25 protein-coding genes are annotated in these 22,969 nt (G+C 69.5%); 9 read left to right on the top strand and 16 right to left on the bottom strand.

Annotated elements, in window-relative coordinates:
• Nucleotides 1-88 precede the first annotated feature (88 nt).
• A complete protein-coding gene (locus ASF71_RS17135; RefSeq protein WP_056302415.1) occupies nucleotides 89-1,075 on the top strand; it encodes an MBL fold metallo-hydrolase in 987 nt (328 codons plus the stop codon).
• Nucleotides 1,076-1,112: 37 nt separating this feature from the next.
• On the opposite strand, the gene ASF71_RS17130 is transcribed toward ASF71_RS17135, so the two are convergent.
• Nucleotides 1,113-1,556, bottom strand: a complete 444-nt coding sequence (locus ASF71_RS17130) for a hypothetical protein (protein ID WP_056302414.1) — start codon at nucleotides 1,554-1,556, stop codon at nucleotides 1,113-1,115.
• 7 nt (nucleotides 1,557-1,563) lie between these two features.
• A complete protein-coding gene (locus tag ASF71_RS17125) occupies nucleotides 1,564-2,397 on the bottom strand; it encodes a TIGR02587 family membrane protein (protein ID WP_162243136.1) in 834 nt (277 codons plus the stop codon).
• Nucleotides 2,398-2,485: 88 nt separating this feature from the next.
• Here ASF71_RS17125 and gltX point away from each other — a divergent pair, with 88 nt between their 5' ends.
• The 3 genes from gltX to minE all read left to right on the top strand — a co-directional run bounded on the left by gltX (nucleotide 2,486) and on the right by minE (nucleotide 5,065).
• Nucleotides 2,486-3,910: a glutamate--tRNA ligase gene (gene gltX / locus ASF71_RS17120; protein WP_056302412.1), complete on the top strand. Its 1,425-nt coding sequence runs from the start codon at nucleotides 2,486-2,488 to the stop codon at nucleotides 3,908-3,910.
• 104 nt (nucleotides 3,911-4,014) lie between these two features.
• Nucleotides 4,015-4,818, top strand: a complete 804-nt coding sequence (gene minD, locus ASF71_RS17115; RefSeq protein ID WP_056302411.1) for a septum site-determining protein MinD — start codon at nucleotides 4,015-4,017, stop codon at nucleotides 4,816-4,818.
• Nucleotide 4,819: 1 nt separating this feature from the next.
• Nucleotides 4,820-5,065: a cell division topological specificity factor MinE gene (gene minE, locus ASF71_RS17110; RefSeq protein WP_056302410.1), complete on the top strand. Its 246-nt coding sequence runs from the start codon at nucleotides 4,820-4,822 to the stop codon at nucleotides 5,063-5,065.
• Between the two features lie 75 nt (nucleotides 5,066-5,140).
• Here the strand turns inward: minE and ASF71_RS17105 are convergent, their stop codons facing one another.
• The 6 genes from ASF71_RS17105 to ASF71_RS17080 form a co-directional block, all read right to left on the bottom strand.
• Nucleotides 5,141-5,725, bottom strand: coding sequence for a response regulator transcription factor (locus ASF71_RS17105; RefSeq protein ID WP_014683924.1), 585 nt, complete (start codon nucleotides 5,723-5,725; stop codon nucleotides 5,141-5,143).
• A complete protein-coding gene (locus ASF71_RS17100) occupies nucleotides 5,722-6,813 on the bottom strand; it encodes a sensor histidine kinase KdpD (RefSeq protein ID WP_235514568.1) in 1,092 nt (363 codons plus the stop codon). The genes ASF71_RS17105 and ASF71_RS17100 overlap by 4 nt, the downstream gene beginning before the upstream one ends.
• A gap of 158 nt (nucleotides 6,814-6,971) precedes the next feature.
• Nucleotides 6,972-7,670 (bottom strand): Bax inhibitor-1/YccA family protein, encoded by a 699-nt coding sequence (locus ASF71_RS17095; RefSeq protein WP_056302409.1) that lies wholly within the window; start codon nucleotides 7,668-7,670, stop codon nucleotides 6,972-6,974.
• 158 nt (nucleotides 7,671-7,828) lie between these two features.
• Nucleotides 7,829-8,824, bottom strand: coding sequence for an inorganic phosphate transporter (locus tag ASF71_RS17090; RefSeq protein WP_056302408.1), 996 nt, complete (start codon nucleotides 8,822-8,824; stop codon nucleotides 7,829-7,831).
• A 16-nt stretch (nucleotides 8,825-8,840) separates the two neighbouring features.
• On the bottom strand, nucleotides 8,841-9,479 hold the full coding sequence (locus ASF71_RS17085) for a DUF47 domain-containing protein (RefSeq protein WP_056302407.1): 639 nt from the start codon (nucleotides 9,477-9,479) through the stop codon (nucleotides 8,841-8,843).
• A gap of 101 nt (nucleotides 9,480-9,580) precedes the next feature.
• Complete coding sequence (locus ASF71_RS17080; protein WP_056302406.1) at nucleotides 9,581-12,691, bottom strand: alpha-amylase family glycosyl hydrolase; 3,111 nt, start codon at nucleotides 12,689-12,691, stop codon at nucleotides 9,581-9,583.
• A gap of 109 nt (nucleotides 12,692-12,800) precedes the next feature.
• Here ASF71_RS17080 and ASF71_RS17075 point away from each other — a divergent pair, with 109 nt between their 5' ends.
• From ASF71_RS17075 to ASF71_RS17060, 4 genes are read left to right on the top strand one after another with little or no spacing between them, the layout of a single operon-like run.
• Entirely contained in the window at nucleotides 12,801-13,085 is a 285-nt protein-coding gene (locus ASF71_RS17075; protein WP_056302405.1) for a DUF427 domain-containing protein, read from the top strand.
• Nucleotides 13,086-13,145: 60 nt separating this feature from the next.
• On the top strand, nucleotides 13,146-13,457 hold the full coding sequence (locus ASF71_RS17070) for a 4a-hydroxytetrahydrobiopterin dehydratase (RefSeq protein ID WP_235514567.1): 312 nt from the start codon (nucleotides 13,146-13,148) through the stop codon (nucleotides 13,455-13,457).
• Nucleotides 13,454-13,921, top strand: a complete 468-nt coding sequence (locus tag ASF71_RS17065; RefSeq protein ID WP_056302403.1) for a thioesterase family protein — start codon at nucleotides 13,454-13,456, stop codon at nucleotides 13,919-13,921. The genes ASF71_RS17070 and ASF71_RS17065 overlap by 4 nt, the downstream gene beginning before the upstream one ends.
• Before the next feature lie 49 nt (nucleotides 13,922-13,970).
• Nucleotides 13,971-14,285 (top strand): hypothetical protein, encoded by a 315-nt coding sequence (locus ASF71_RS17060; RefSeq protein WP_056302402.1) that lies wholly within the window; start codon nucleotides 13,971-13,973, stop codon nucleotides 14,283-14,285.
• A 64-nt stretch (nucleotides 14,286-14,349) separates the two neighbouring features.
• Here the strand turns inward: ASF71_RS17060 and mnhG are convergent, their stop codons facing one another.
• From mnhG to ASF71_RS17020, 8 genes are all read right to left on the bottom strand, one after another.
• Complete coding sequence (gene mnhG / locus ASF71_RS17055; RefSeq protein WP_056302401.1) at nucleotides 14,350-14,742, bottom strand: monovalent cation/H(+) antiporter subunit G; 393 nt, start codon at nucleotides 14,740-14,742, stop codon at nucleotides 14,350-14,352.
• A complete protein-coding gene (locus ASF71_RS17050; RefSeq protein ID WP_014683935.1) occupies nucleotides 14,739-14,999 on the bottom strand; it encodes a monovalent cation/H+ antiporter complex subunit F in 261 nt (86 codons plus the stop codon). The genes mnhG and ASF71_RS17050 overlap by 4 nt, the downstream gene beginning before the upstream one ends.
• Nucleotides 14,996-15,508, bottom strand: coding sequence for a Na+/H+ antiporter subunit E (locus tag ASF71_RS17045; RefSeq protein ID WP_056302400.1), 513 nt, complete (start codon nucleotides 15,506-15,508; stop codon nucleotides 14,996-14,998). The genes ASF71_RS17050 and ASF71_RS17045 overlap by 4 nt, the downstream gene beginning before the upstream one ends.
• A 10-nt stretch (nucleotides 15,509-15,518) precedes the next feature.
• Entirely contained in the window at nucleotides 15,519-17,132 is a 1,614-nt protein-coding gene (locus ASF71_RS17040; protein WP_056302399.1) for a proton-conducting transporter membrane subunit, read from the bottom strand.
• Nucleotides 17,129-17,632, bottom strand: a complete 504-nt coding sequence (locus tag ASF71_RS17035; RefSeq protein WP_056302398.1) for a sodium:proton antiporter — start codon at nucleotides 17,630-17,632, stop codon at nucleotides 17,129-17,131. Before ASF71_RS17035 ends, ASF71_RS17040 begins: the two co-directional genes overlap by 4 nt.
• Nucleotides 17,632-18,129: an MnhB domain-containing protein gene (locus ASF71_RS17030; protein WP_056302397.1), complete on the bottom strand. Its 498-nt coding sequence runs from the start codon at nucleotides 18,127-18,129 to the stop codon at nucleotides 17,632-17,634. The genes ASF71_RS17035 and ASF71_RS17030 overlap by 1 nt, the downstream gene beginning before the upstream one ends.
• Nucleotides 18,126-20,492: a hydrogen gas-evolving membrane-bound hydrogenase subunit E gene (gene mbhE, locus ASF71_RS17025; protein ID WP_056302396.1), complete on the bottom strand. Its 2,367-nt coding sequence runs from the start codon at nucleotides 20,490-20,492 to the stop codon at nucleotides 18,126-18,128. The genes ASF71_RS17030 and mbhE overlap by 4 nt, the downstream gene beginning before the upstream one ends.
• Before the next feature lie 303 nt (nucleotides 20,493-20,795).
• Nucleotides 20,796-21,554: a hypothetical protein gene (locus ASF71_RS17020; RefSeq protein ID WP_056302395.1), complete on the bottom strand. Its 759-nt coding sequence runs from the start codon at nucleotides 21,552-21,554 to the stop codon at nucleotides 20,796-20,798.
• Nucleotides 21,555-21,839: 285 nt separating this feature from the next.
• On the opposite strand from ASF71_RS17020, the gene ASF71_RS17015 reads away from it, so the two are divergent.
• Nucleotides 21,840-22,928: a 3-deoxy-7-phosphoheptulonate synthase gene (locus tag ASF71_RS17015; RefSeq protein ID WP_056302394.1), complete on the top strand. Its 1,089-nt coding sequence runs from the start codon at nucleotides 21,840-21,842 to the stop codon at nucleotides 22,926-22,928.
• The last annotated feature ends 41 nt before the right edge of the window (nucleotides 22,929-22,969 follow it).

Here is a 22,969-nt window from a genome sequence, read left to right as displayed (position 1 = left end):
CTGCCTCAAGGCGGGCGTTCCCTGCTCACGGCAAAGCCCTACGCTGATCGCTTAATGTTCAAATGAAATTCCACCTGGAGGTTCGTTCATGAGTGACCGGAAACCCGACGATGCGCCTCAGCCCCCCACCCGCCGCTCCGCCCTGAAGTTGCTGGGCGCCGCCGGCCTCGCCAGCGTGGCCGCGCCGCTGGCCCGCGCCCAGACCTCCCCGCCCACCACGCCGGCCGCTCCCATGGCGCCCATGAACGGCAACGGCTTCTACCGCCAGCAGATCGGCGAGATGACCGTCACCGTGGTCAGCGACGGCGCGGCGCCCTTGGCGGCTGTGCTGCCCACCTGGGGAGCCAACCCCGACCGGCAGGCCGAGTTCGCCGCGGTCCTGGCCGAGTACGGCGTGGCGGCCACGAACACGGTCAACCACTTCAATCCGGTCGTCATCGAGATCGGGGGCCGGCGCACGCTGATCGACACCGGACGCGGCGGCACGGGCGGGCAGCTTGTCGCCAACCTCGCCCGCGCAGGGATCACGCCCCAGAGCATCAGCACGGTCTTCATCACGCACGGGCACGGCGACCACATCGGTGGCCTCACGGCGAACGGGCAGCCGGTCTTCGCGAACGCGCAGCACGTCATGGGCGAGGCCGAGTTCAACTTCTGGACCACCCAGGCCACCCCCAACGACGCCGTGAAGAACAACCTCATCGCCCTGAAGGGCCGCTTCCGCCTCATCGCGGCGGGCGCCGAGATCGTGCCGGGCCTGACGAGCGTGAGCACCCCCGGCCACACCGCCAACCACCTCAGCGTCCTGGCGCGCGTGGGCAGCGGCCCCGGCCTGATGGTCTTCGGGGACGCGGCGGGGCACTTCCTGCTCTCCCTCAAGTACGAAGGCGCCTATGTGGGCTTCGACGTGGACGGCGCGCAGGCTGCCCGCACCCGGCAGGCCATCTTTGCGCGCGCCACCGACGAGAAGCTGTGGGTCACGGGCTACCACTTCCCCTTTCCGGCGCTCGGGCACCTGCGCCGCCTCGCGCCCGGTTCCTACGAATTCGAGCCGACGGTCTGGAACTGGAGCTGAGGGCCGGTCTGGGCGGAGGGGGTCCGGCCGTCTCCGCTCAGGGTTCGCCGTAGCTTGCGATATCGAGATTCAGGATGCGGCCCTGCGGGTCCGTGCGGAAGATCAGGGTGGTGGAGCGGGCCGAGTCGGCGGGAACACCGTCGATCTGGCCCGTAACCTCTTCCAGGACGGTCCCGCCCTGGCTCAGCGTGCCCCGGAGCTCCACCTGGCCGGCACTCTCGCTACCCAGGTTGCGAACCTCGACCTGTTGATAGAAGCGGTCCAGACGGCGTTCCAGCTTGTCGGCACGGACCTCGAAGGCCACGGGTCGTGCCGGTTGCGCCGCGTGCCACACGAGGTAGCCCAATGTTCCCATAACGAGGAGCAGAGCCACCGCGCTGGCGAGCCACTCCAGTGCGGCCGGCGCCTTGCGGGTCGGCTGCTGGTCGTCTGGCTGCTCTTGCGGCTGCCCGTCTTGTTGCGGATTCTGGTCCTGAGTCATGGCGCGTTCACAGCAGGAGTTTGGCAGCCGAGGCGCCCAGGCTGGTCACGAGGCCCAGGGCGACCGTCATGTGGACGGTGGGCAGCAGGCCCGTGTCGGCGTCCACCCGCCCGAAGACCCACAGCAGAAACAGGGCCACGAGCACCGAGAGGGCGAACGTCACCACGCTGGAGCGGAAGAAGACGCCCAGCGGACTGCGGCCCTCGGGAATAGGAACACTGCCCCGGAAGTCCAGCGCGTACACGACGGCGTGGGTCTGCACGAGGGCGACGAGCATTAGTGCGAGCGCCTGCACGTCGGACATCATCAGCCCGATGAGCATGGGCTCCTCGGTGGGGGCCACGTTGAAGCCGAACACGACCGCGCCCCCCAGCGCGATGGCGAGGGTGCCCCAGTACCCCGCCTCACGGCGGTTGCGGTCCTCGCCCCGCCCACGTGTACCGAGCTGCCCGGCCGCCACGCTCGCGCCGATGGACACCGGAATGCTCTCGACCACGACCTTGCCGATCACCTCGCGCGCGCCCAGATCCGGACCGATGACCCCGAAGATCCACAGTAGGGCGCCTGCCACCACCAGCCCCAGCCCGGCCGCGATCACGGCGTCCTGCACCACGTCCAGCGCGGTTTCCTCGTCCTGAAAGCCGCTGTAATACTCCAGGATGAGCAGGACCAGAAAGTTGACGCCGTAGAACAGCGCGAGCTTCCAGGTGGGCAGGGCGTAGCCGTGCTGCCACATCTCCATCGTCATCAGGACCGGCAACCCCAGCAGCAGCCCGCCCGCCGTGCCGCGTGCCAGGCCCACGGCCGTCTGGCGGGTGGGAGAGGGCTCGGCCGTGGTCATGGGAGCATTGTGGCCCATAGCGGAGAGCGTGGGGGTTCCCGCACCCGTCTCCACTCGCCGCAACCCGCTTCCCCCTATCCTGTCCTCCATGTCAGTCGTGACCCGCATTGCTCCCAGCCCGACCGGCGACCCGCACGTCGGCACCGCCTACATCGGCCTGTTCAACTCCGCGCTCGCGCACCAGGCGGGCGGCAAGTTCATCCTGCGCATCGAGGACACCGACCGGGGGCGCTACGTCGCCAGCAGCGAGGCCCGCATCTTTCAGATGATGCAGTGGCTGGGGCTCACGCCCGACGAGAGCCCGCTCCAGGGCGGCCCGAACGGCCCCTACCGCCAGTCCGAGCGCTTTGACCTCTACGGCGACTACGCGCGGCAACTCGTAGCGTCCGGGCACGCCTATTACGCCTTCGAGACGCCCGAGGAGCTCTCGGCCCTGCGCGAGACGGCGCAGCAGGAAGGCCACGTCATCGCCATTCCCAGCCGCGACCTGTCGCCCGAGGAGGCCCGGCGCCGTGTGGACGCGGGCGAGGCCGCCGTCATCCGCCTCAAGGCCCCGCAGGAGGGCGAGACGGTCGTGAACGACCTGCTGCGCGACCCCATTCATTTCCAGAACCGCGAGATCGACGACAAGGTGCTGCTCAAGGCGGACGGCTTTCCGACCTACCACCTCGCCAACGTTGTGGACGACCGCCTCATGGGCGTGACACATGTCGTGCGCGCCGAGGAATGGATCACCTCCACGCCCATCCACATCCTGCTGTATGCCGCCTTCGGGTGGCCAGAGCCGGTGTGGGCGCACATGCCCCTGCTGCGCAACGCCGACAAGTCCAAGATCAGCAAGCGCAAGAACCCCACGAGCGTCGAGTGGTACATGCAGGAAGGCTTTTTGCCCGAGGCGATGCTCAACTTTCTGGCCACGATGGGCTGGACGCACCCGGACGGCCGGGAGATCTTCGACCTCGCCGAGTTTCAGCGCGTGTTCCGGCTGGAGGACGTGACGCTGGGCGGCCCGGTGTTCGACGTGGCCAAGCTGCGCTGGTACAACGGCAAGTACCTGCGCGAGGTGCTGAGCGAGGACGAGGTGGCCCGGCGCCTGCACGACTTCCTGGCGGCCCGCAAGATCGAGCTGCCCGAGGACGACTACTTCCGCGCCGCCGTGCGTCTGCTCACGCCGCGCATCGAGGTCTTTTCCGAGTTCATGGACAAGACGGGGTACTTCTGGTCCGAGGACTACCCTGTGGACGAGAAGGCGCAGAAGGCCATTGACGCGGGGCGCGCGCAGCTGCCCGAGCTGGCCGCGCGCCTCAAGAACCTCCCCGAGTTCGGCGCCGAGGAGATCAAGGCGATGTTCCACGCCTATGCCGAGGAGCAGGGGCTCAAGCTCGGCAAGGTGATGCCCCCCGTGCGCGCCGCCGTCGCGGGCACGATGGAAAGCCCCGACCTGCCCGAGCTGCTCGCTGCCCTGGGGCGCGGGCGCGTGGTGGCACGCTTGGAGCGGGCCGCGCGCTCCTAGGGCCCCGGCCGCCCGAAATAAAGCCGCCCGGCGCGGGTTTGGCCGGGTGCAGGGGCGCCGGACGGGGGACGATCTCCTCAATTTCCCCTGCTACACTGCCGCCAATGGACGCTAAGGTCATCGTCGTCACGTCGGGGAAAGGTGGGGTCGGCAAGACCACCACCACCGCCAACATCGGGGCAGCCCTCGCCAAGCTGGGGGAAAAGGTCGTCGTGATCGACGTGGACGTGGGTCTGCGCAACCTCGACGTGGTCATGGGCCTCGAGTCCCGCGTGGTCTTCGACCTCGTGGACGTGCTCGAGGGCAAGTGCCGCATGAGTCAGGCCCTGATCCGGGACAAGCGCGTCGAGAACCTGTACCTGCTGCCCGCCTCCCAGACCCGCGACAAGGACGCCCTGGACCCCGAGGTCTTCAAGGAAGTCGTGCGCGGGCTGGTGCAGGACGAGGGCTTCGACCGCGTGCTGATCGACAGCCCCGCCGGGATCGAGTCGGGGTTCAGGACGGCCGCTGCCCCCGCCAAGGGCGCGCTGGTGGTCGTGAACCCCGAGGTCTCCAGCGTGCGTGACGCCGACCGCATCATCGGTCTGCTCGAGGCGCAGCAGGTGGGTGAGATCCGGCTCGTCATCAACCGGCTGCGGCCCAAGATGGTCGCCAGCGGCAACATGCTCTCGGAGTCCGACATGCTCGACATCCTGGGAGTCAAGCCCATCGGTATCGTGCCCGAGGACGAGGGCATCATCGTCTCGACCAACGTGGGCGAGCCGGCGGTGCTGGGCAAGACCAAGGCGGGCGAGGCCTTCATGGCGACCGCCCGGCGCCTGCGCGGCGAGGACGTGCCCTATCCCAAGTTCGAGGAGGACAAGGGGTTCTGGGCCGCCCTGAAGCGCATGTTCGGCGGAGGGGCGTGAGATGTTCTCGTGGATGAAGGGCCGGCGCAGCAAGGAGACCCTCAAGGACCGCCTGGAACTCGTGCTGGCCTACGACCGCGCCAAGATTCCGCCCGGCAAGGTCGAGGCCCTGCGCAACGATCTCCTCGAAGTCGTGCGGCGCTACTTCCCGGCGGGCAACAGCAGCGTGGAAGTCGAGCAGGACGGCGACAAGGTCGTGTTGATGGCGAGCGTGGCCATCGACGACCCGCAGCCTAAAAAGAAGTAGACATATACAAGAACGGCGCGGAGGGTCTTCTCTCCGCGCCGTTCTCCTGTGCCTGCTCCCTGGGGCCGCCGGGCCTCAACCCAGCAGCCCGATATGCCGCGCGCGGCTGACCGCTTCGGTGCGGTCGCGGGCTTCGAGCTTGGCGTACAGGCGGGCGAGGTGGTCCTTGACCGTATCGGGGCTGACGCCGAGGTTCTTGGCGATCTCCTTGTTCGAGAACCCGCGCGCGAGCAGCGGCAGCACTTCGGACTCGCGGGGGGTCAGGCGCGGCACCTCGACCTGGGGCAGGCGGTCGACGTCGGGGTGGGCCACGATGTCGCGGATCTGCTGGGCGAGGCTTTCGGGGTCCGTCTCCTTGCTCACGTAGCCGCGTGCCCCGGCGCTGCGGGCGGCCTGCACGATGGCCGGCTCGGCGAAGGTGGTGATGAGGACGCTGACCACGCGCGGCGCGGTGATGCGCAGGCGGTCGCAGACCTCGATGCCGGACATGCCGGGCATCTTCACGTCGAGCAGCGCGGCGTCGGGCTGGTACAGGCGGCAGGCTTCCAGGGCGCTCGGACCGTCGGCGGCCTCGGCCACCACGTCGAAGCCCTGCTGAATCAGGGCGTACTTGAGGCCCATGCGGAACAGGGGATGATCGTCGGCAATAACCAGTCTCATGGGGAAACCTCCGGGAGGCAGAGCGTGAAGGTGGTCAGGGGGGGGGTGCCGGGGGCCGGCAGTGGTGAACCGGGGGAAGGCAGATCGGGAGGGGTCCGGCTGTAGTGCAGCTCGCCGCCGTGCGCCTCGGCGATGCGCCGGGCGATGAACAGCCCCAGCCCGGCGGTTCCGGCGGTGTACTGCTGCCCGGCGATGGTCGTGGGCTGGGCGTTGAAGGGCTGGGCGAGGTCGGCCAGCGGCGAGGCGAGGCCGGGGCCGTCGTCCTGCACCCGCAGGCCCACGCCGCCCTCCGGCAGGGGCCCGACCGACAGCGCCGTGTGCTGGTGGGCGTAGCGCAGGGCGTTCTCGGTGAGGTTGGTCACGGCCCGCTCCAGCGCGGCGGCGTCCACCACGGCCTCGCCCTGGCCGCTGACGCTGAGGCTCAGGCCGCGCTCGGCAGCGCGGGACGACAGTCTCCGGGCCACGCCGCCTAGCAGCCGGTTCAGGTCGGTCGGTGCGCGGCGCAGCCGCACGTCGTCGCGCTCGAAACGGTGGGCGTCGGCCATCTGATCCACCAGGGCCAGCAGCCGCTCCGTCTCGGCCAGCATCTGCTCGCCTGCGCCGCGCCGCTCGGACTCGGGCAGCCCGCCGCCGGTCAGCAGCCGGGTCAGGTGCCCCACCGCGATCAGGGGGGTCTTGAGGTCATGGACCAGGGTCGCCATGAAGGCGCTGCGCCGGGTCTGCTCGGTGCCCAGGCGGGTCAGCAGGCCCGCGAAGGCGCCCCGCAGCGCGCGGATCTCGGCCGGGTCGTCGCTGCGCGCCTCGCCCACGCCGCCGCCGACCACTTCGGCTTCCAGCCGGTGCAGGGGACGCAGCAGCGCGCCGCTCAGGACGTAGCCGGTCAGGGCGCTCACGCCGCCCACCGCCACCATCCACAGCGGCAGCCAGGTGGGGGCGGCGCCGCGCAGCAGGCCGGGCAGGGTGATGGTCAGGTTCGGCAGGAAGGTCAGCAGAAAGATCACCAACGTGAACTGCGCGCGCAGTGACCACCGGCCACTGACCCGCCCGCCGCGCCGCCGGAAGGCCTCCGGCGATGTGAGCTTATTCACGCTTCCCAGCCTAAGGCCTGTCTTCTGACAGAAGCCTCACGCGCCCTGACAAGGCTTACCCCCCTTGTCAACCCCCACCCCCCTTCACGGTCAGGACAGACATGGACAGCAAAACCCCCGCACCGGTCCAGGCTGCGGGGGCGAAAAGTGAGGCTGGCTCAGTCGCGGCTGGGGCCACCCATACCGAATAGACGGAGGATGAACAGGAACATGTTGATGAAGTCGAGGTACAGAGCCAGCGCGCCGTTGATCGAGGCCCGCTCGGCCTGTTCACCCTCGATGCCGCTCAGGGCGAGGTTCCGCAGCATCTGGGTGTCGTAGGCGGTGAGACCCGCGAACAGCAGCACGCCCACGATGCTGATGCCCAGCGTCAGGGCGCTGCTCGCCACGAACAGGTTCACGATCATGGCGACGAACAGGCCGATAACAGCGAACATGAAAAAGCGGCCCATCGCGCTGAGGTCCTTCTTGATCACGAAGCCGGCCACGCTCATGAGGGCGAAGGTTCCGGCGGTGGTGGCGAAGGCCGAGATGACGGCCGTGGGCGAGTAGGCGAAGAGCAGGGCGCTGAAGGTCAGGCCGGTCAGGGCGGCGTAGGCGATGAACAGCACGCCGGCCAGGCCGCTGTTCAGGCGCTGGGCACCCAGGCTGAGCACGAACACCAAGGCGAGCTGCGCGATGATGAGCGGCAGGCGCCACTGCATGACCTGCAGGGCGAAGGTCTCGTTCTGAGCGGTGAGGTAGGCGATGCCGGCCGTGAGGGCCAGCCCCGCCGCCATCCAGGAGTAGGTACGCGCCATGAAGGTGCGGACGAGGTCCTGTGTCCTGGCCTTGGTCGGGGTCGTGAAGGTCTGCATACCCTCTACAGTACGCGCCGCGCACCGGAAAGTTCCCGCATTGAGCCACAGAATTAACGCCCAGATGAAATCCCGTCAGGGAAGTCGGCCGCAGAGCTTCCAGACAGGAAAACGGCGCCCAGACCCAGAGGCCGGAGCGCCGCCGTGTTCGCCGGAGTTCAGGTGAACAGTTCGAAAATTCGGAAGATCAGCCAGCCCAGCGCGATACAGATGGGAATGGTCGTAACCCAGGCCACCACGATGCGCCCGGCGACCTGCCACTTGACCTTCCTGAACCCCTTGGTGGTGCCCACGCCCATGATGCTCGTCGAGATGGTGTGCGTGGTGCTCACCGGAATGCCCAGGCGGCTGGCCGTCTCGATGATGAGGGCCGCGCTCGTCTCGGCGACGAAGCCGTCCACGGGCTTGAGGTCCACGACCTTGAAGCCCATCGTCTTGATGATGCGCCAGCCGCCCACCGAGGTGCCCAGGCCCATCGCGGTCGCGGCGCTCAGGATGACCCACAGCGGTACCTGCTCGATCTGCGTGCCGAAGTAGGCGCTCAGGGCGAATGTCATGATGCCCATGGTCTTCTGGGCGTCGTTGCCACCGTGAGAAAAGGCCATGAACGCCGCGCTGAAGATCTGGAGCCAGCGGAAGTTGCGTGTCACGGCGCGCGGGCGCATGTGCCGCAGCACCAGCCACGACAGCAGGAACATGAGCAGGATGGGCACCAGAAAACCCAGCGCCGGGCTCGTCACGAGACCGAGCAGGGTCTTCTTGACGCCCTTGGGGATGATGATGGCCCAGCCGCCCGAGGCGACGCCCGCGCCCACGAGGCTGAAGATGAGCGCGTGGCTGCTGGAGCTCGGCAGGCCCTTCCACCACGTGAAGAGGTTCCAGATGATGGCGCTCACCAGCGCGGCCCCCACGAGTTCCAGGGTGGCGAACTGCTGGGGCACGATGTCGGTGGCGATGGTTTTGGCGACGGCGGTGCCGGTCAGGGCGCCCACCACGTTCAGGACGGCTGCCATGGCGATGGCCTGCACGGGCGTGAGGACCTTGGTGGCGACCGAGGTGGCGATGGCGTTGGCGGTGTCGTGAAAGCCGTTGATGAAGTCGAAGATCAGGGCGAGGGCGAGGATCACGAGGAGAGACAGCAGGGCGGCGGTCATCGGCGGTGGTCCCGGCTCACGCGTTCTTGAGCAGGATGCTCTCGACCGTCTTGGCGACCCGCTGCGCCTGGTCCGAGGCGTCTTCGATGAGGTCGGCGATCTCGCCGCTGCGCATGGCGAGGATCATGGCCGGCACGTCCTGCACGCCGTCGTACAGTCCGCGCTGCACGTCGTCGCTGATGCGGTCGCCCTCGTCTTCCAGGGCGCGGATCTCCTGCGCGAGCTTGGCGAGCTCGGCCACGCGGCCCGTGTTCTCGATCAGGGGCATACCCTGGGCCAGCAGCGCGCACTGCTGCTCGACCACGCGGGCCAGCGGCGCCATCTGCGGCAGCGGGCGCTCGATGCGGTACAGGCTCAGGCGGCGGGCCGCTTCTTCCATGTAGTCCACGAGGTCGTCGAGCTCATTGTTCAGGCTGATGATGTCCTCGCGGTCGAAGGGCACGATGAAGGACTCGGCCAGCAGGTTGGTCACCTCGCGCGAGAGGCGGTCGCCCTCGTGTTCGAGGTCACGGACGCGCTGCACCTTGGCCTCGACATCGGTGTAGTTCTCCAGCAGGTCCACCAGGGCCTGCGCGGTGACGTGGGCGTTGGCAGCTGCCTCGGCGAACTTGGCGCTGAATTTCGGGTTGTGGGGCATGAATTTTGACAAGACCATGACAATCCTCCTGATTCTCCTCCACTATGTCAGGTGAGGGTCAGCTCGTCATGACGCAGAGGCAGACCGGGTGTGGTCTGCTCCTGACGCCGCGCGCCGCGTTACGGCACGTTGACCGGGGCGGTGAAGGTCGCGCGGCGCTTGTCGGCGTCGCTGCCGATGGTGTTCGCGCCCGCCGGGGTACTGCCCGCGTCGGGAATGATGTCCCCGGCGCCGTACCCGCCCCCCCCGAAGATGCCGCCCGCGAGATTGACCCCGCCCGCCGGCGCGCCGCTCAGGCCCAGGGCGCTCCAGGGAATCGCCAGTTCGACCGTCTGGTTGGGAAGCGTGCCCGAGGTGCCGACCGTGTAGCTGTTCGCCGCGACTTCCGGGACGGCCGCGCCGCCCTGCACCCGGCGCAGCTGCGGCGCCTCGTTGCCGTAGCGGGCGACGAAGGCGTCGGCGCCGTTCATGGCGCCCCCGAAGGTGGCCGCCTGCTTCCACGCCTCGAAGTCGTCGGCCTGCGCGGCGCCGCCCGCTCCGGTGTCGAGGTACAGCACGGCGCTGTTGCCGTCCACCTTGTAGGTGTAGGCGAGGTACAGATACTCCGCGTCGCTGTCGGCCCGCAGGCTCAGCCAGTTGTTGTTGTCGCCGAACACCCCTGCCGAGGGGCTCTGCACCGTCACTTTGGGAGCCGCCCAGTCGCTCAGGTCGCCGTCGATGCGGTACTTGCCAACCTGCGGCCCGCTCGGCGCCCCGGCCTTGGCGAGGTCGAAGTCCGCGCCGGTCTGCGGCGAGGTGGCGCTGCGGGTGCCGGTGGCGTAGCCGTCCGCCGCCGCGCTCAGGGTCTGCGGGCCGGCCGGCACGAAGAGGGTGTAGCTGCCGTCGGAGAAGGTCAGGGCGTAGTTCAGGTTGGGTCTGGCCCCGGTGGCGGTCACGGCGGCGCCGGCCAGGGGTAGCCCCGCGCCCGTCACACGGCCCTCGATGACGGTGGTCGGCACCGGCTCGCTGATGAAGTCGTAGGTGCCGCTGTAGGCGCTGTCTCCCACGCCCACCACGAGGCTGCGGTCGCTCTGGCCGTCGCCCTCGTAGCCGCTGTTCCTGGCGCCCGCGCCCGCATTGCCGAACTTGAACTTTATTTCGCGGAATAGGGGCAGCTCGGCGTCGGTCTTCCAGATGCCGCGCGAAACCTGGGTCATCGGCAGGGTGACCTGGCTGCCGGTGTCGAAGCGCCGCAGTTCGACAGAGCCGTTGCCCTGCGAGCGGGCGTCCACCGTGAAGCTCACCTTGACCGTGTTCTTGCTGCTGGGGGTGGCGGCGGCGCTCACGCCCCGGCTCTCGGCGCCGCTGGCGTCCACCGTGACCACCCGGAAGGTCGTGGACACGTCGTTGGCGACGCCGCGCGCGAGGTAACGGGTCTGGCCGGCCGGAATCGGCGCGAAGTTCAGCAGCCGCTCGCTGCCGCCTGCCGGGGTCGCGTAGATGCGGTAGCCGCCGACAGAAGCCGGGGCGTCCGGGGTGGCCGGGCGCAGAACCCAGCTCAGTTCCACGGCGCTGTCGCCTGCGCGGGTGCTCAGCTCCGCCACTTCCGGCAGGCCCGGATTCACCGTGCCGCCCGTGCCGCCGCCCGCCGTGCCGGTCACGGCCAGCACGCCCCGCGCCGGAACGGTGCCGACCAGCTTGCCGCCGACCATCTTCAGGTCGCTCGCGCGGCCCGTCACCTCGGTCAGAGTGCCGCCCGCGAAGGTGCCCAGCAGCGGAATGCCGCCGCTCCCCAGCGCAGAGAGGTCAAGCGCCGTGTCGCCGCCGTTCACCACGAACACGACCGGCTGTCCGGCGGCGCCGCCCACCCCCGTCACCACGCGGCGGTAGGCGAGCACCAGCGCGCCGCCGTTCGGGCGCCACAGTTCCTGCTGGGCACCGCGGGTCAGGGCGCGGTAGGTCGTACGTGCTCCGGCGAGCGCCGCCAGACGCTCGTCCAGCGTGCCCGAGTCCAGCCGCGAGAAGTCCATGTCCTCGCGGTTGCCCTCGCCGGTCGCGAAGTTGTACGGGTCGCCCTCGCCCTTCTGGGCGATCTCGCTGCCCTGGTACACGCTGGGCGTGCCGCGGGACAGGTACAGCACCGACAGCGCGGCGTCCAGACGCTCGGCCGCCTGCGCGGCGCTGCCCCCGCGCGAGGTCACCTCGTTCACGAAGCGCCGCACGTCATGGTTGTCCACGAAGGTGGTGAGGCGCGAGGCGTCGCGGTAGGCCCCGTCCTGGGAAAAGACGTCGGCCACGCGGTCCAGGCCGCCGCCAGCGCTGCTCAGGCCGTCGCGCAGGCCGGCATACAGTGCGAAGTCGAAGACGCTCGGCGAGCCCAGTTCGTCCATGAAGCGCGCCAGATACGCCGGGTTGGTGTCGAAGACCTCGCCCACCGACCACAGCCGAGCCGGGTCGCCCGCACCGCCCGCCGCGAAGAACTGCTTCCAGTAGGCGTCGGGCACGTGCTTCATGGTGTCGATGCGCAGGGCGTCGATGCCGGTGGTCGTGCGCCAGTACGTCACGAAGTCGTTGAGGTACTTCGTGACCTCGGGCAGGTCCTGCTTAAAGTCGGGTAGGCCGGCGAGCGGACAGTCGGTCGTGGTGTTCGCGCCCGTCGCCGCGCACTCGGCGTCGGTGTGGAACCACTGCGGATTCGTCTTGGTCAGGGTGGCGCCGTAGCCGGCGTGATTCACGACCACGTCCTGGATGATCTTCAGGCCGTTGCGGTGCGCGGTCTCCACGAGCGCCTTGTACTCGTCCAGGGTGCCGAGGTGAGGGTCCACCTTGAAAAAGTCCTCGGCCCAGTAGCCGTGGTAGCCCGCGAAGGCCTTGCCCGTGTTCGGCCCGCTCGTCGGTCCGGCGACAGCCGGCACCTGGAGCACGACCGGGGTGATCCACAGCGCTGTGAAGCCCATCTTCTTGAAGTAGCCCTGCTCGATCTTAGCCTTGAGGCCCGCGAAATCGCCCCCGTGCCACGCCAGCGGGTTGGTCTTGTCGGCGCGGTCGCCCACGTCCCGGTTGGCGCCGTTGTCGTTGGCCGCGTTGCCGTTGGCGAAGCGGTCGGTCATGGCGAAATAGATGACCTGATCGCGCCAGTCGCTCGACGACGCGCCGGGTTGCGGGGCCGGATTCAGCAGTCCGCACGCCGAAAGAGACAGGGTGAGGGCCGCCAGGGCGCCGGTGCGCCCCACCTTGTGGAAACGTTTCATAAGTTGGTTCTATTTATGGGGGTGCGCCTGGGCGCTGTCAAATGGGAGGCGCGCACCCCTCAAGGGAAGGTGATGGCCCGCGCCACCGCCGCCGGCCTACCCTGGAGGCATGAAGGCCACCTGGAACGGGCAGACCCTCGCCAATTCAAGTCATACGGTCATCGTGGAGGGTAACCACTACTTCCCGCTGGAGGACGTGAATCAGAGCTTCCTGAAGCCCAGCGCCACCCACACCGTCTGTCCCTGGAAGGGCACGGCGAGCTACTACAGCGTCGAGGTGGACGGCCAGACCAACCCCGATGCCGCGTGGTACTACCCCGAACCCAAGGACGCGGCCGAGAACATCCGGGGCCGCGTGGCCTTCTGGAAGGGCGTGGTGGTCTCGGAGAGCTGAGGGCCTGCCGTGCGCGTGGTGTGACGTTGTGCCCCGGCGCGCTGCCCTAGCATGGCCCGTATGACCTACGATCCGCGCATGGCCTACGACCCGGAGCGCAAGCTCACCGACGGCGACGTGGCCGAACTCAAACCTGAGGGCTGGTGGGGGGACGGCGGCAAGCTGTTCCGCGTCTTCCCGTTCGAGAATTTCGCCGAGAGCGTCGCCTTCGCGGTACGGGTGGCGCAGCAGGCCGAGAAGCGCGGGCACCACCCCGACATCCACATCAAGTACCACTCGGTGAAGGTCAACTTCTTCACCTATGAGGCGGGTGGCGTGACCGAGCTCGACCTCGCGGCGGCACGCGCTGTGAACGGTCTGCTGGAGCCGTGAAACTTTCGATTCCTGACGCGGACGTGCTGTGGGACAGCCTGCCCGAACTGCGGCGCCAAGCGCTGATCCTGACGGTGCAGCCCGGCGACCTCGACGACCTGCACCACGTCAACAACACGGTGTATCTGGCGTGGTGCGAGGAGGTGGCCCGCGAACACGCCCTGAGCGTGGGCCTGGGCACACCGGCCCTCGTGGCGCTGGGGGCGGTCCCGGTGGCGCGCGAACACGTCATCCGGTACCACAAGCCTGCGCTACTGGGCGACCGCGTGCGGGTCCGCACGGCCCTGACCGTCAGCGCGGGGCTGCGCAGCGTGCGCGCCTATACCCTCGACCGCCTGAATCCCGGCGACCCGGAGGGTGGCGTGCGCCTCGCCGAGTGCCAGACCGAGTGGGTCTGGGTGGACCCCGTGACCGGCCGGCCCCGGCGCACCCCCGCCGAGGTGCTGCGGCGTTTCGGGTTCTGACGGGCCGGTTCCCACTGTCTCCTGCCGCTTTGCCCCTACACTGCCCCCCATGACCCAGCCCGCCGGCAAGACCATCGCGCCCGACGACCGCGCCCGACTCGACCAGGTATTCATGCAGGTCGTTCTCGACGTGCAGGCGCAGGTACAGCAGACCCAGCCCGCCCAGCCGGGCAACCTCGCGGCCATGTTCCATAAGGAGACCGTCACCGAGGCCCTCCAGGGCTGCGCCATGCTGATCGCCGGCTGGAATCAGAACGTTGTGGACGACGCGGGCGTGATACGCGCCACCAAGGCCCTGCGCGCCCTGGAGCTGGGCGACCTCGCCAGCCGGGTCGAGAAGCTGCGCCAGATCGACGAGGTCTGATCCCACGGGAAAGGGGCGGGGAGCTCAGCGTCTCCCCGCCCCTTTCCCGTGGGTTGGTCCTGGGTTACTGGCCCTCAGCCTGCATGGCGCGCACGGCGTCGCGGTCGGCCTGGGCGACCTCCTCGGCCTTGCCCAGCGCGCCCCACTCGTCGATGCCGCCGGGCAGCACCGGGGCCAGCCCGCGCAGGTAGGCCGCCTGGGCGATGAGGTACGCCGAGAGCGGCGTGGTCAGGAACTGGAACAGCAGCACGGCGATGAGCCGCGTGAAGGCCGCCGGGTCCTGAAACGAGAAAGCCACCCCCAGGAAGATGCCGGCCGAGCCGAGCGTCACGAGTTTGGAACTCGCGTGCAGCCGTGAGTACAGGTCCGGAAAGCGCACCACCCCGATGGCGGCCGTGAGCACAAAAAAGGCCCCCAGCAGGATGGGAATGTCGCGGGCGGGCGCGAAGTCGTTCATTTCATCACCCGGCCCACGAGCAGGTAGCGCGTGAGGGCCACCGTGCTCAGGAACCCCAGTAGGCTCAGGACCAGGGCAGCGTCGAGCACCACGATCAGCCGGGTGCGCACGGCGATCAGCGCGAACAGGATGACCAGATTCACGCTCAGGAAGTCGAACGCCATGATGCGGTCACCCCAGCTGGGGCCGCGCAGCACGCGGTAGGTCACGAGCAGGACGGACAGGGCCACGATGCCTAGCGCCAGATTGACAATCATGGGTGCACCTCTCTGGGGGTGGGGGCCGGCTCGGTGGGGGTGGGCAGAAAGTTAAGGAGCTGCGCCTCGACCCGCCAGATGCTCTCGCGGGCCTCGCGGGTGTTGCGCGTGCCCACGATATGCAGGTACAGCTCGCGTCTGTCCGGACTGAACCCCAGCACCACGCTGCCGGGCATCAGGGTGATGACGGCGGTCAGCAGCGTCTGGGCCGAGTCGCTGCGCAGCCGGATGGGCACCGCGACCACCATCGGGTTCAGGGGCGGGTGCGACTGGAGGGCAAACAGGGCCACCTGCACGTTGGCGACCGTCAGCTCGCGCAGGAAGAACCCCAGGAAGCGCACCAGGCCCAGGCTGCGCGACACGTAGCTGCGGGTGCCCAGGGCGTCGGGGAACACGAGCTGAAGCGCGAAGCCCAGCAGGAACCCGATCGCCAGCTCGCGGGTACTGACCTCGCCCGAGAACAGCGCCCAGACGATGGCGAGCATGATATTGAGTGCCAGACCTCTCACTGCGGCCCCCTCACGGCGCCTCTCCGGGAGCCTCTTTCTTCTGCAATTCGGTGCCGGTGGGCGCGGCCGGAATGACGACCGGTTCGTCGCCCAGCACTCCACGGATGTACCGGGCGTTGTCGCGCAGTTCGCGGGCTGTGGCCTCGGCATGCGAGAACAGCGGCCCGGCGAAGAGGGCCAGCCCCGCTACAAGTGCTGAGGCGGCGTAGGCCGGCAGTCTCTGCGCCAGGGCAGGCGGCGCGGGCCGGAGCCGGGCCGGGGCTGCGGCGGCGTCCGGGGCAGGAGCCGCGCTCTTGCCCCAGAAGAACCCGCGCCACACCCCGAGCATGGCGTACAGCGTCACGAGACTGCTGGCGAGCGCCGAAATCACTGCGAGCGTCGCCAGCCCCGAGCCCTGAAGCAGTCCCGCGCGGATCAGGGCGTATTTGGCGACGAACCCGCCTGTGGGGGGCAGCCCGGCCGCCGTCAGCGCGCACAGCAGGAAACAGGCGGCCAGCAGCGGCCGTTTTTCGATGAAGCCGCGCCGTTCGGGGCGTACGAGCCGCGAACCGCTGGCCTGCTCGGCGGCGGCCGCGATGAGAAACAGGGCCAGCGTGACGAACATGCTCACGGCGAGGTAGGCGAGGCTCGCGCGCAGCGCGTCGGGCGTGCCCAGCCCCAGCCCGAAGGCGAGGTAGCCCACGCTGCTCATGACCGTGAAGCTCAGGATGCGCCGCCACTCGCGCTGGCTGACCGCCCCCAGCGCGCCAAAAATCATGGTCAGGGCGCCCAGGCCCAGCAGGAGGCCCTGCGGCAGCGCCGGGTCCTGCTGAAAAACGGTCGTGAAGATGCGGATCAGGGCGTAGATGCCCACCTTGGTGAGGATGGCGGCGAACAGGGCCCCGGTCGCCGGTGGCAGCGCCGGGTAGGTGCCGGGCAGCCAGAACCCCAGCGGAAACAGCGCCCCCTTGGCCGCGAACACCAGCAGCAGCAGCACGCCCACCGCCGTCACCGTGCCCTGCGCGCCCAGCTCTGCCGAGCGCTGCGCGAGATGCGCATAGTTGAGGGTGCCGAGTACGCCGTAGGCCAGCCCGCAGGCGATGACCAGCAGCGCCGAGGCGGTCAGGTTCATCACGATGTAGCGCAGGCCCTCGCGCAGCTGCTCGCGGGTGGACCCCAGCACTGCCAGCGCGTAACTGGCGACGAGCATGATCTCGAAAGCCACGAACAGGTTGAACAGATCGCCAGTCAGGAAGGAGAGCTGCACGCCGGTGAGCAGGAACAGCGTCAGGGCGAAGCTGTGGTGGCGTTCACGCACGCGGTCCTCGTGCACGGTCATCATCCACAGGGCGAACACGCCGCACACGGCCGACAGGGCGCTCATGTACGCCGAGAGGCGGTCGGCCGTCATCACGATGCCGAAGGGCGCGCGCCAGCCGCCCAGCTCACTCACCAGCACCTCGCCCCCGGCGGTGCCGCGCACGAGCAGCAGCGCGAAGAACAGGGTCAGCAGGCCGCCGAGCAGCGCCAGGGTGGTCCTGGGACCCCGGCGCAGCGGCAGCAGGGTCAGCAGGCCCAGGCCCAGCGGGGTCAGGATGGGCGCCAGCGGCAGGGCGCTTTGCAGGATGGTCGTGGGCAGGGTCATGGCTGCCTCCGGGAGTCGTCAGCGGGTGGGGGGACGGTGGGTTCGGGAATGGGGTCGAGGTCGCCGGGCAGGTGCGGCGGGCGGTGGGCTGGGGTGCCCTCCCAGTCCGGCAGGTCGGGGCTCTGGTGTTCGGGGTCGGCCTGCACCTCGTCGCCGGCGTCGGACTCGCGCGCGAGGTTGTCGCCGAAGGCTTCCACGTCGTCGTGGCCGGCCACCTGATAGGCCCGCAGCGCCACCGTGAGCAGTAGCGCGGTGGTGGCGAAGCCGATGACGATGGCGGTCAGGACCAGCGCCTGGGGCAGCGGGTCCACATACGGCCCCGGCAGGGTCAGCAGTGGGGGCGATTTCTGGTCGAGGCCCGCGACCGTCAGGATGGCGAGGTTCACGCCGTACCCGATGAAGGCCAGCCCCAGCACCACCCGCACGACCGTGCGCGAGAGCAGCAGGAAGACGCCTGCCGAGATCAGGACTCCGATGAGGATGGCGAACAGTGAGGCCATTATTCGTCCTCCTCGACGCGCTCGGTCGGGTGGACCTCGGCGAGGTTCTCCGCGATGCTCAGGCCGCTGCCGACGACGGTCAGGTAGACCCCGATGTCGAAGATCAGGGCGGTGGCCCACTCGAACTCGCCGGTCAGCGGCGTGGTGATGTAGCCGTAGGCGGTCTTCAGGAAGGGCTGGCCCAGCAGGTACGGCACCAGTCCGGTCAGGACCGACAGGGCCACGCCGAAGGGAATCAGGGTGAGGGGCGGCACGCGCAGGGCGCTGCGCCCGGTGGCGATGCGGTGCAGCAGCAGCGCGGCGACCGTCATCAGCCCGGCGATGAAGCCGCCGCCCGGTGCGTTGTGCCCGCGCCACAGCAGCAGCAGCGCGAACAGCATCACGAGGGCGAAGGCCGCGCGGCTCACCGTGCGCAGGATGGGGTCACCGCTCAGGGGCGGCGGGGCGGGCGAGTTGACGCCGATGGTGGGCGCGGGCTTCTTGCGTTTGGGGCTCATTTTCGCCTCCGGTTCTGGTGCCGGGAGGGCAGGGGGCTCAGGTCCGGAGAGTCGCCCGGCGCGGTGCGGGTCCTGCCCGACTTGCCCAGCGTCACGAGGCTCGACACCGCCAGCGCGACCATCGCCACGACCAGGCCCTCGCCCATGGTGTCGAAGCCCCGGAAGTCGACCAGGATGACGTTCACGGCATTCTTGCCGCCGCCGCCCGAGTAGCTGTTCACGAGGTAGTAGGGCGAGATGGGCGGGGCCAGAAAGCGCAGGCTGCTCAGGACGAGCAGGGTGGTGCCCAGGCCCGCTGCGCCGGCCAGTACGGCGTCCAGAATCAGGCGGCCCCGTGTGCGCGGCAGGTCGCGGACCCCCGGCAAGTACCGGAAGGCCAGCAGGAACAGAATGACTGTGACCGCCTCGATGAGCAGTTGCGTCAGGGCGAGGTCGGGTGCGCGCAGGGCCAGGAAGGCCGCCGCGCTCCCAAACCCGGTCAGGCCGGTCACGATGACGGCGGTCAGGCGGTTGCGCGAGAGCAGCACCCCGACCGCGCCCGCCACGAGCAGCACCCCGATGGGCACGAGCTCCAGCGGCACGCGCCCGATCGGCTGAAACACCTGGGGCGAGCGCCACACCGCGTAGCCGCCCATGATTCCGGCGCTGAGCAGCATGATGCGCAGCTGGTCGGGCAGCGCCAGCCCCTGCGTGCGCGCGACCACGGTGCTCGCGAGGTGGCCCAGTCCCTGCGTGAGGGTGTAGTAGACCGTGTTGGCGTTCCACAGCGGCGTGAGGCGGCTTTGCAGTGCGGCGAAGGCGGGGGCCTGCCATACGACCGCCGCGCCCAGCGCCCAAGTGAGCAGCGTGGCGAGCAGGGCCGGGGTCACGCCGTGCCACAGCGACAGGTGGCCGCCGTACTCTCCGAAGTCCAGCGCGCCCTGCGCCGTGCGGGTCAGCCACTCGGCGCTGCCGGGCCACAGGCCGAACAGCAGCGCGGCTCCGGCCAGCAGGGCGGGCGGCAGCAGCAGGCCGGGCCCCGCCTCGTGGATGTGGTCCTTGACCCGGTGCTCCCGCAGGTCCTCGGCGGCGGCGGGCAGCGGGGTGCGCCGCGCGAAGAAGATGCCCAGCAGGCGCGCGCAGTACGCGAAGGTCAACATGCTGCCCGCCACCGCCACGGCGAGGTAGGGCCAGCCGCGGTGCAGCATCCCCTCGTAGAACAGCTCCTTGGAAATGAACCCGCCCAGCGGCGGCAGCCCCGCCATGCTCAGGGTGGCGACGAGCGCGACTACGAAGGTCAGCGGCAGCTTAGACCGCAGCTTTTCCAGGAACGGAATCTCGCGGGTGCCAGTCTCGTGGTCGATGATGCCCACCACGAAGAACAGCGCCGCCTTGAAGGCCGCGTGGTTGAGCAGGTGCGCGGTGGCGGCAAAGCGGCCCTCGGCGTCCGCCAGGCCGTACAGGCTGACGAGCAGCCCGAGCTGCGAGACGGTCGAGTAGGCCAGCAGAGCCTTGAGATCAGTCTGGCGCAGTGCCAGCCACGACCCCCAGGCCAGCGTGACGAGGCCCAGCGGCACCAGAATGCCCGACCACAGCGCGGCCCCCCCGAAGATCAGCCCGAATTTGGCGACCAGCAGTACGCCCGCCTTGACCATCGTGGCCGAGTGCAGGAAAGCCGAGACCGGCGTGGGGGCTTCCATCGCGGTGGGGAGCCACAGGTGGAAGGGCAGCTGCGCGCTCTTGGTCGCCGCCGCCAGAATCGTGAGCAGCAGCGCCGGGGTGAACAGGGGAGACTCACGCACGGCCGCCAGGTCTAGGCCTGAGAGACTGGCCGTGCCGCCCGCGATGACGAGCATGGCGACCGCTGTGAGCAGCGCCAGGCCGCCCAGGGCACTCACCAGAAAGGCCTTGACGGCCCCGTCGCGCGCCGCCCCGCGTGTGTGCCAGAGACCGATCAAGAGGAAACTGGTGACGCTCGTCATCTCCCAGAAACCGAACAGGGCGATGAGGTTGTCGCTCAGGACCAGCCCCAGCATCGAGCCGCCGAAGAGCAGCAGGTACGGAAAGAAGCGCCCGAACTTCTCGGTGGCCGACAGGTACGCCACCGAGTACAGCGAGGCGAGTAGCCCAATGAGGCCGATCAGGACCGCGAAGAGCAGCGAGAAGCCGTCGCCCCGGAACGCGAGGCTCAGGTCGAGTTCCGCGACCCAGCGGGTCGTTTCGGTGACGGGCGCGGCGCCGGGCATCCCCGCCAGGGGCAGCGCGAGTGCGAGCGCCGGCAAAAAGGCCGCCGCAGCGAGGTATCCGGTGCGGCGGCCCAGTTTCTGGCCGGCCCAGGCGCAGACCAGGGCCATCAAAAAGGGAAAGAGGACGGCGAGCGTCACGGGCCGCCACGCGCGGGGGGACAGAGCAGGTTCATGTGACCTCCGGGGAAAAAGTGCCGGCCAGCGCGGGCCGGGAGGGGACACGCCGGACCGGCGGGGGTCCGGGGGCCAGGGGGTGGTGAGTCGGCTGGGATGTGCCGGACAGCGGAAAATCCGTGTCTGACTGCCTTTTCAGTGTACCGGAGGGGGCCGGAAGTTCAGGAAAAACTCAAGGTGACGTGAAGGAAGGCTTGCCACACTTCAGGGAGCACAAGGCAAACCCCCACCCAGCGGGGGATGGGGGTTTGCTGGGCCGGGGGCGGCCTAGCGGCGGCGGCCCAGCAGGAACCATGCGGCGGCGGCGGCCGCGAAGCCCACCCCGGCGTAGGTCCAGAGGTTCGGGCCCTGGCGTACGGGCGCAGGCTGGGTGTAGGACACGCCGCTGAGTTCGTTGCCGGTCTGGGACTGGGGGGCATTGACGTTGTTCACGACCACGTCCGGGCCGTCCAGCGCGTTCGCCACGCTGCTGACCGCCGTAAAGATCAGCGCGTATTTGAGGATGTCGTAGCCGATATTGCGCTGGCGGTAGTAGCTCTGCGGGTAGGGGTAGTAGCGCCCCGGCGAGAGCTGGTACTGGTAGCCCGAGCTGCGCGTGGCGCTGTAGGTCAGGGCGCTGCGCGGCACCCCGGCGGGCAGCGGCGCGGATTTCCAGCTCCCCAGTTGCGTGGGCGTGACCTGCGCGGCCGCCGCGCGGTTGGCGGCGCTGCTGCGCACGCTGCTGTTGCTGGGCAGGGCGGCGCCCCGCTGCGCGGAACTGCTGCTGCGCGGCGTACCCGAGCTGGAGGACGAGTTGCGCGGCGCCGTGTAGGTGCTGCCCGACGACGAGTTGCGCGGCGGCGTGTAGGACGGCGTCCTGGGGGGGCGGTAGGACGGGGTGCTGGGCGCGCGGTAGGACGGCGCGGAGCGGGAGGAACTGCCCGAGCTGCGGCTGCCGCCGAAGCCCCCACCGCTGCGCCGGGCGGCGTCGGCCAGCCCGCTGCCCAGCGCCAGCGCGGTCAGAAGCAGGGTGAGAGAACGTTTCATCTGTCTACACTACGCGCCCAGGGCGGGAAAAGTTCCCGGCCAGGCGGGTGCGGACCCCAGCAAAGGTCGGGGTCTGTCGCGGCCCGCCGCGCCCCCTCTAGACCGCCCGGCAGTTTTGCCGTTCGGCCGGGCCTACACTCCGTCCATGCACCTCAGCGCCGCGTTTTTTTATTGGCTCCGCTTCCGCCGGGCCTAGCGTCGCGCTGTTTTCCCCCACCGCCCGGTGAAGCCCGAACAGAGGCTCGCCGGGCGGTTTCTTCTTTCCCGCCCCCGGAGGCCCACGCCATGACCCACCCCGACCCCACCGTCCAGCCCGGCCGCACCGAGAACCTCAACGTTTCGGGGTTCACGCCGCTCATCACGCCGCGCGCCCTCAAGGAGCGCCATCCGCTGACGCCCGCCGCCGAGCGCACGGTGCTCGCGGGCCGCCGCGCCGCCCAGGACATCCTGCATGGGCGCGACGACCGCCTGCTCGTGGTCGTGGGGCCGTGCAGCGTCCACGATTACGCCGAGGCGGTCGAGTACGCCCACAAACTCGCGGCCCTGCGTGAACGTGTGAAGGACCGGCTCGAAGTGCAGATGCGCGTGTACGTGGACAAGCCCCGCACGACGGTGGGCTGGCGCGGCTACCTGCTCGACCCCGACATGAACGGCCTGAACGACATCAACAAGGGCCTGGAGCTGACCCGCAAACTGATGATCGAGGTGGCCGAACTTGGGCTGCCGGTCGCCACCGAACTCCTCGACCCCTTCGCGCCGCAGTACCTGTTCGACGCCGTGGCCTGGGCCTGCCTGGGCGCGCGGACCACCGAGTCGCAGACCCACCGCGTCATGGCGAGCGCCGTCTCGGCCCCGATGGGCTTCAAGAACGGTACCGGGGGCGGCATCAAGCTGGCGGTAGACGCCATTGTCGCCGCCGCCAGCCCCCACGCCTTTTTCACCATCGACGACGGCGGGCAGGCCTGCATCGTGCACACGCAGGGCAACCCCGACGGGCACGTCATCCTGCGCGGCGGGCGGGGCGGCCCCAACTCGGCGCCGCAGTTCGTCAAGGAGGCGGCCGACCTCATGAAGGCTGCCGGCCTGACCCCGGCCGTGATGGTGGACTGCTCGCACGCCAACTCGGGCAGCGACTGCGCGCGCCAGAACCTCGTGTGGCGCGACGTGCTGGGCCAGCGCCTCGCCGGGCAGGGGGCCATCCGGGGCCTGATGCTGGAGAGCAACCTTCAGGCCGGCAAGCAGGCCATTCCCGCCGACCTGAGCACACTGAAGCCCGGCGTGAGCGTCACCGACGCCTGCATCGGCTGGGCCGAGACCGAGACGCTGCTGCAAGAAGCCCACGCGGCGCTGGCGCGCGAGGCCGTGGCGGGGTAAGGCCGGACCTTTACTCAGGAACAGTCAAGCCGCGCCCACGG

The sequence above is a fragment of the Deinococcus sp. Leaf326 genome, from assembly GCF_001424185.1.
Classification (GTDB): domain Bacteria; phylum Deinococcota; class Deinococci; order Deinococcales; family Deinococcaceae; genus Deinococcus.
Note: the sequence above shows the minus strand (reverse complement) of the source record. Positions and strands in the feature narration are given on the sequence as shown.